A 7,096-nucleotide genomic window follows, 5' to 3' on the forward strand; every position below is an offset into this window, starting at 1 on the left:
ATTTTTACATCGCTATATTCCACTCGTTTATTTATCGCATTGCGTCTATCGCCACAAGCTGCGACGGTACCAGTTTCTAGACCGCAGGCGAATTCGGTAGATGCTCCGTATAGGCCCGAGTTGTCGCCGTAGCTATACGGTACGCCATCGGTATAATATCCGTCGCGCGTCATGAACATGCTCGCGCTTCCATCGTTGCCAGCTACCCAAAAGACCTGACCACCTAGGTCCTCTATCTGCACGCGGTCGACCGCGCCAGGCTGACTGTCATCGATCACCCTTACCTTTGAGAAGTCAACGTCATCGAATTCGGGTGCGGCCAGGTCCAGCTTGTCTGTAATTGCACACACGACAAAGTTATTGTGCTTGAATACGTCCGCAACACTTTCTCTCAGCTCTAACGCGCCAAGGTCTGTGTTTGCGGCTAACAACGCTCTCATTCTTTCTGCACGCTTATCAAACACTTCGATCTTATGGTCTGGAAGCATTTTCCTGAGAGCTTGAACGCTCGACCAACCGATCGAACCTGCCGCACCGATGACGCCAATCGTACCGCCAGCGTCGACATGAGATTGCCGCATTACTTCGACCGTTGTTTTAGCGAGCATGTAGACGGTTCCGCCGTGACCGGTTGTAGTCGTGAGGCCGTTCATGCCGGCGGCATACCTCAGCTTATTGCCAAAGTCCGTCAAGAGGGGCAGGGTTGCCCCCAATCCCACAAATTTCGCGCCTAAGCAACAATGGGCGAACTCCGCGGTCTTGGCGAGTATATGGTCAACGGTCCTTGCCAGCTGCAACGATTGTTCGGCATCGGCAGGATTCGTCCAAATGTCGCTGGCCATATCCGCATACAACGGTGCCAGCACAAGAGCCCCCGTTTCTTTCTCGTTGGTACTGCGCAAATACGTATCCAATATGGTTGGGGGAAGGCCATATATGGTTCGCATGCGAATTTCCGACGATACTCCGAAGCGTCCCGGATCCAGCAGCGGAAAAAAAGGCGTCGACTCGCTTGCATAACCACTGCCCTTCGCCAAATCAGCTGGATCCTCGCGAGTTGAGCGCACCGGTACCACGAACGCACGTTCGATTCTTCGTCCGAGATCCTTTCTGCACTCATAGAAGTCAAACGAGCTGTCGATAAAATATTGGGTTCGTTGGTACGCCGCTTCCACGTCCGCATTCGCGGCACCCGTTTCACCTAGCACCGCGTCTCGCACCTGTTCGAGTTTTTTCGACATATCTGCGTGAGAAAAGTTTGCATAATCAGGCGGCAATGCAGTCCAGAGACCGCCGGTAGCCTTCAGGCAGTCAGTCACCGCCTTTTGCTCCTGAGGACTTGTTGTGCGTATTTGGCCGATCATCTTGGTCTCCTCTGAGAGTTGAATTCCAGGTTTTCTGAATATTGGATTATCACCGTGCGGTATGCGGGAGTCAGTCATCCATTCGAGGCTTATAGCTCGATATCCAGCTCGTCGCGCTCAATCTGGTGTGTGATAGCCAGGTCAGAACAATATTGCTTCAATTCAAATTCCTGTTTTTGCGTCATATCATCGATGCGGTCCGGGTTGATATCGGGATGTGCAATCAGGAACTCAGCGATCTTTGCGCCACCCTCATGAATATGCCTTAGATATAACTCGGCTTTTCGCGGATCCATTTAGGCGAAAATCTTCAGTCGACAAAATTGTGATTATCATATGGCCGTAGGCTCGGTCCAATACTTCGCTCAGATGCTCGTGACCGAGTGGCTGCGCGGCATTTACGGATATCACGGTAGGTGTCGACGGGGTGTAATGCCCTGTCGATGAGGGCACCCCCGAGTGACGCCGCAAGCACGCCACCCATAGAGATGACTCCCATACCGGTGTACAACCGGTCTCGGAGTTTGTTCATCGATCTTTTTTTCGTGAGTGATTTGCTATCAACTCGCTGACGTCCCCGATCGCCTTAAGAATGCGCATATAGATTGGGAGCACCCAATAAATCATTTCATGCTTCACGCGCTGCAGCTCCTTGATCATCGGCCTAGGTTCGGCATTCGGGTTTCTGTGTTTGTGGCCATCGGGAACGCGGCCGCGAGCAGCGGGGCGGAGGCCACGACAGCGGGTCATTGCTCCGACGAATGCTTTCGTCATTTCTCGTTCCTTTCGTTGTCAATGACATTCGGGCTGCTCGCGGTCCATGGGCGACTCGCACAGGTAGGTTGCGGCGGACACCTTGGAGAATCCTTGGAGGTTTCTCGCCGAAATCTTGCAAAGCTCGGCACTTGTTGCCCGGGCGGCCACAGATGACAAGGAATCACCCACTGGGAGGTGCGGCCGCGGTAGGCGCGAAGCGGCTCAGGAACCCGGTGACGATCGCACGGCCCGAGGTGCTCGACAAGTCCAAAGCCGCTCTCGCCCAGCGGATGCACGCCCTTCGCGAGCCGGCAGGCACGGTCGCCAGCGTTGGCCGATACGCGCCCGGTTGGACGTCGCCGAACCCCAACGGAGAGAGGTGCGGGTCGTAGCGTTTCGTTGGGAAGGCGACCCGTGGATGAGATGGCGTTCGGGCGTTATCGCCTTATCGAGTTGCCGGCCGTGGCGGGATGGCCGCGGTGTGGCGGGCCCACGACACCACGCGTCGGTGGCGGTCGGAGCGACCATTGCGGGCCGCATAGGAAGTTAGCCGGCGCCCGGTAACTTCTTCGGTTCGACGTCCATGGAGGTAATGGTGGTCATCTTCGTAATCAGCCATCGAGAGTCGTGTTTCTGCATTATCACTCGGTAGGAGAGGTACTTGGTCGAAGGTTTGTCGCGCGTCTGGGGGGTCGTGCTGGTCGTGTTGACGTAAATCACGGCGGTGGCCTCGGGGCCGCTCAGCGACTCAACGGCAGCCCCAACAACCTGCGCCGTGTTGGTCACTTGGGCTTGCTTGTTGGGCGCCGCGATCGCATCGACGAATTTTCGGTACTGGGCCTCGAAGTCACCGCCGAGGTATTGCGATGCGCGGTCGGCGAGGGTATCCACGTTTTCCGGTGTGTAGGTCCACAGCGTGGTGACGGCATTCGTCGCGGTCTGGACGATCGCATGTCGCGCATCCGCCGCCGCTCGGTCGGCGAGGTAAAGCCGCAGCGTTGCCGCCGCAAATACGACTGCCGCGACGCAAACCACTACCGGTACAGCCAAAACTGCGATCGCAGTCCGGCGGTTGACTTTGTGGCGCCCCCGCCGCGGTTTCGGTGTGCCGATCTGGGGGGGCTGCCGGTTGGCGGGTCGGGGTTGTGGGACGGGCGGCCAGCCGGGTGGGGGTTGTTGGGCCGCGGGAAGGGTCGGTTCGGCGGACTGTTGCCACACCGGCTCCGGTGCGGGCGGGGTTGGCAGTTGATCGCTACGGCGGGCGGGTGCTGGCGCGGGTTGGGTCGGGTCGGCGAGCAGGGTGGCGGCGGTGTTCGGATCGTGGGCTGGCGTGGGAACCTCGGTGAGGGCTCGGCGGGCGGCAGTGGCCAGCTCACGGGCGCTCTGATAGCGCCCGTCAGGTTTTTTGGCCATCCCGGTCGCGATCACCTCGTCGAACCCGGCCGCGATAGCGGGGCTGACGCTGCTGGGCTTGGGCGGGTCGAGGGTCAGGTGCCCAGCGATTTGTTGCTCCATACTGTCGCCCGGATAGGGGTGGTCACCGGTCAGGCATTCATAGAGCACACACGTCAACGCATAGACATCGGAGCGGGCATCGGCAATTCCGGCGGTGAAGCGTTCGGGGGCCATGTAGGCCAAGGTGCCCACCATCATGCCGGTGCTCGTCAGTCGGGTGGCCGCGGCGTCGTGAGCGATGCCGAAGTCGATCAGATACACGAAGTCGTCGCCGGTCAGTAATGCGTTCGACGGTTTGATGTCACGGTGCACCAGCCCGGCGGCGTGTGCGGCATTGAGCGCCGCGGCCAGTTGCTCGATCACCTGCACGGCCCGCTGCGGGCTCATCGGCCCGTCACGCCGCAGCAGACTGTGCACGTCGATGCCGTCGATGACCGGCATCACCAAATACAGCCGCCCATCGATCTCGCCGGCCTCATGAATCGGGATGATGTGCGGCTCGGTCAACCGGGCCGCGGTATAAGCCTCACGCCGGAACCGTTCCTCATACCCCGGTTCGGTGGCCAACTCGGGCGGCAACACCTTGATCGCCACATCGCGACGCATCACGGTGTCGTGGGCCTTATACACCTTGCCCATCCCACCCTCGCCGATCACCTCGATCAGCCGGTAACGCCCAAACGCCACCTCATCCACCGACCGGGCCTCTCTCACCCCACCCCTGGTGGGACATGCTACCGATCCACCCCCATCCCAACCGTCCATTCACCAGCTGGTCTGCGCCAGTCCTGCAAGTGCCATCTCCCCCATGCTGGTGCTGTTGTGTCGCTTCCAGCAGATGCTCACCACCACCGGACTTCCGCCGCTGGCTTCAAGGCATGGGGAGTAAGTCGGGCCATCTTGCCCTCAGCAGAACGGAGATATGGGAAAGTGCGTCGCAGGCGACTAGCCGGTCCTGCGGCTGCGCACCGGGACCCAGCGGCGGTTCACCGGAAATTACCTCCGATTGCAACTCTCGCTCCTCCTCGTCGAGAAGCGCTCGAAAGATTCCCGCGCGACTACCGAAGTGCCGGAACACGGTCCCCTTTCCCAGTCCCGAGTAGGAGGCCAGGCCATCCATAGTGACCTTCTCCGCCCCCACCTGGTCACGAATTCTGCAGCCGCCGATAGTAATTGATGCCGGTTACGGATCACATCGGCGCGGCCACCGGGAGGCTTGTCCCCTACCCGTGGCAGCTCTCTCATGGGTTGAACTTACGTGACCGCATTAAACGGGGTATAGTCCGATTCATGCCCATCACGCACCATCGGCTGAGCATCTACCACCCGAGTGCGGCATTCGAAAGGTGATCAGGCATGAACCGACCATCTACCACGCGCTGACAATCACGCCCAACTAGCCGTAGGACCAACAACAAGACCGAAGACCGAAGACACAGAGAGGAAAACACTATGGCAGACAACAACTCTGACCTCAATGACCAAATGATCGACGCCTTCCGCGCCAATCACGGAGCGGTCGGCGGTCCGTTCGAGGGCAAGCGGCTCGTGCTACTCCACCACACCGGTCGCCGCAGCGGCAAGGAATACGTGACACCTCTTGTGAGCGCCGCTGATGAGGATGCCTTCCTCATCTGCGGCTCCATGGGAGGCGCTCCGACCGACCCCCTGTGGGTCGGCAACATCGAAGCCGGTCCGGGAGAAACAACCATCGAGGAGGGCGACCGCACCCTGAGAGTACGGACAACGGTCATCCGGCCGCACTCACCTGACTGGGAACGGCTCTACGGCGTCTGGTCGACCTACTGGCCCGACGCTCACGAGTACCAGAAGAACACCTCCAGGAAATTCCCCGTCATCCGCCTGGAGCCTGTCGGCTGACATAGAACTTCGCGCCGAATATTTAAGGACCGCAACATGAAGCACTCCATCTCACAGGCATGCTGCACGAGCAGCGCCCCACCGAGGCTCATCCAGAGGCTCTGATCATTGCTCGCGGGTAGCCGCGGTTATCACCGTCGATCGACGCCGGTTGGCACCCACCGTTCGTGATGCCACGTGCCGCTGCGGCCCGCGGCGGTGTGTGGTTGCTTGTGTCAGGCGGGGCAGATTCGGTCGATGAGCTCTGTCCATCCGGTTTTGAGTCGTCGGCGGTTGCGGGCGATCGCTGGCTTGGAGAGTTCGGTGGCTGTGAGTTGTAGCAGCAAGGGGCCGTCTAATGCGCCAGTGAGTTGAATGGCCAGGACATCGAGGTCTGTTACGTCCGGACGGATTTGACCGAGAAGCATACGGATGTGGATGCGCGAGAGGGGGGTTTCACGTCCGGTGGGCACGGGCTGACCGCCGTCAAGCGAGGCGCGCGCGATCTCGTGGTTGTCGAACAGAAACTGCACTCGCGCATGCCCGTAGGCAATCAACCGATCTCGCGGCGGTGCCCCGGGTCCCAATGGCGGCTTTCCGGACATCACCGCTAGTTGCAGTGCGCGTTCTTCCTCGTCGAGCAGCGCCTGAAAGATGCCCGCGCGGCTACCGAAGCGCCGAAATACGGTGCCTTTACCCAGATCGGCGCGGGCAGCGAGGCCGTCCATAGTGACTTTTGAGGCGCCAACTTCGGCCATTAGTTCTCGTGCTGTGCTCAGCAGTTGGCGGCGGTTGCGTGCCGCGTCAGCACGTTCCCCACTAGGCGTTGGTGGTGTCACCGCCAGCCGGTCCATGCAGGGAACTTTACTGGATCGACGTAACCGGGGTATAGTCCGGTTATGAGGTCCAGCGTCTGGACCGCTCCGCAGCATCTTTGGTGGCACCGTGCCGAGCTGCGGCGATCCGAAAGGCAGGCAATGATGAACCGACGATTGAGCGCTGGCAAAATCAGCATCCGTCCGCAGTCGAGCGACGAGCTGGACCTGTCGTCCAAGAGGCTCCTCGTGATCGGGGGTACCAACGGCCTGGGGCGGGCGATCGCTGGGCTTGCCATGGCCCGCGGTGCGGATGTCACCGTTGTCGGCCGTACTTTTCGCAAATTTATTGAGGGACAACCGAAATTCGTGCGGGCTGATCTGTCGTTGATGGCTGACGCCGCGCGGCTGGGGGAGGATCTCGCGGTCGAGGACATCGACGTAGCGCTGTTCAGCGCCGGGATCATCGCCGCCAAAGCGCGCGAGGAAACCGCCGAAGGCATCGAGCGGGACATGGCAGTCAGCTTCCTCAACCGGGTGGCGATCCTCAAAGGCCTCAGCGGCCGTCTCGGAATCGCACGTCCGGCGGGCGCGCCGCAAGCCCGCGTGTTCGTCATGGGTTCACCAGGCAGCGGCCAGCTCGGAAATCCCGATGACTTCAACTCAGAAGAGTTGCAATATAAATCGCTGGTAGCCCACGCCAACACCATCGCCGGCAACGAAGCCCTCGCGTTGGGCGCCAATGGGATGTTCCCCGGACCGGCATACTTCGGCCTTGGACCCGGGCTCATCAAGACCGGCATCCGCGAAAACTGGATGGGCCGCGATCGAGGCCTGGGCTACCGC

Annotated in this window: 7 protein-coding genes; 2 read left to right on the plus strand and 5 right to left on the minus strand. The window is 60.3% G+C overall.

Translation table 11 applies throughout. The annotated features are described in order from the left end of the window. The 4 genes from WAN71_RS02775 to WAN71_RS02790 form a co-directional block, all read right to left on the minus strand. Nucleotides 1–1,442 (minus strand): hypothetical protein (locus WAN71_RS02775; RefSeq protein WP_422223864.1); only part of this gene is annotated, 1,442 nt, incomplete at its 3' end. 11 nt (nucleotides 1,443–1,453) lie between these two features. Then, complete coding sequence (locus WAN71_RS02780) at nucleotides 1,454–1,660, minus strand: hypothetical protein (RefSeq protein WP_422223865.1); 207 nt, start codon at nucleotides 1,658–1,660, stop codon at nucleotides 1,454–1,456. Between the two features lie 1,006 nt (nucleotides 1,661–2,666). Beyond that, nucleotides 2,667–4,289, minus strand: coding sequence for a protein kinase domain-containing protein (locus WAN71_RS02785; RefSeq protein ID WP_422223866.1), 1,623 nt, complete (start codon nucleotides 4,287–4,289; stop codon nucleotides 2,667–2,669). A 157-nt stretch (nucleotides 4,290–4,446) separates the two neighbouring features. After that, nucleotides 4,447–4,695, minus strand: coding sequence for a TetR/AcrR family transcriptional regulator (locus WAN71_RS02790; RefSeq protein WP_422223867.1), 249 nt, complete (start codon nucleotides 4,693–4,695; stop codon nucleotides 4,447–4,449). Nucleotides 4,696–5,027: 332 nt separating this feature from the next. Between WAN71_RS02790 and WAN71_RS02795 the strand changes: the two genes are divergently transcribed. Then, a complete protein-coding gene (locus tag WAN71_RS02795; RefSeq protein WP_422223868.1) occupies nucleotides 5,028–5,456 on the plus strand; it encodes a nitroreductase/quinone reductase family protein in 429 nt (142 codons plus the stop codon). 215 nt (nucleotides 5,457–5,671) lie between these two features. On the opposite strand, the gene WAN71_RS02800 is transcribed toward WAN71_RS02795, so the two are convergent. Then, nucleotides 5,672–6,289 carry a TetR/AcrR family transcriptional regulator gene (locus WAN71_RS02800; protein WP_422223869.1) on the minus strand — a complete coding sequence of 206 codons (618 nt, stop codon included), beginning with the start codon at nucleotides 6,287–6,289 and terminating at the stop codon, nucleotides 5,672–5,674. Between the two features lie 126 nt (nucleotides 6,290–6,415). Here WAN71_RS02800 and WAN71_RS02805 point away from each other — a divergent pair. Then, nucleotides 6,416–7,096: SDR family NAD(P)-dependent oxidoreductase (locus tag WAN71_RS02805; RefSeq protein WP_422223870.1), on the plus strand; the 681-nt coding region annotated here is incomplete at its 3' end.

It is taken from the genome of Mycobacterium sp. (assembly GCF_049280035.1).
In the GTDB taxonomy this organism is placed as follows: Bacteria; Actinomycetota; Actinomycetes; order Mycobacteriales; family Mycobacteriaceae; genus Mycobacterium.

Excerpts from the sequence above, each read along its gene's own strand:
- WAN71_RS02780 (WP_422223865.1), bottom strand. The coding sequence starts at position 1,660 with ATGGATCCGCGAAAAGCCGAGTTATATCTAAGGCATATTCATGAGGGT.
- WAN71_RS02790 (WP_422223867.1), bottom strand. The coding sequence starts at position 4,695 with ATGGATGGCCTGGCCTCCTACTCGGGACTGGGAAAGGGGACCGTGTTC.
- WAN71_RS02795 (WP_422223868.1), top strand. The coding sequence starts at position 5,028 with ATGGCAGACAACAACTCTGACCTCAATGACCAAATGATCGACGCCTTC.
- WAN71_RS02800 (WP_422223869.1), bottom strand. The coding sequence starts at position 6,289 with ATGGACCGGCTGGCGGTGACACCACCAACGCCTAGTGGGGAACGTGCT.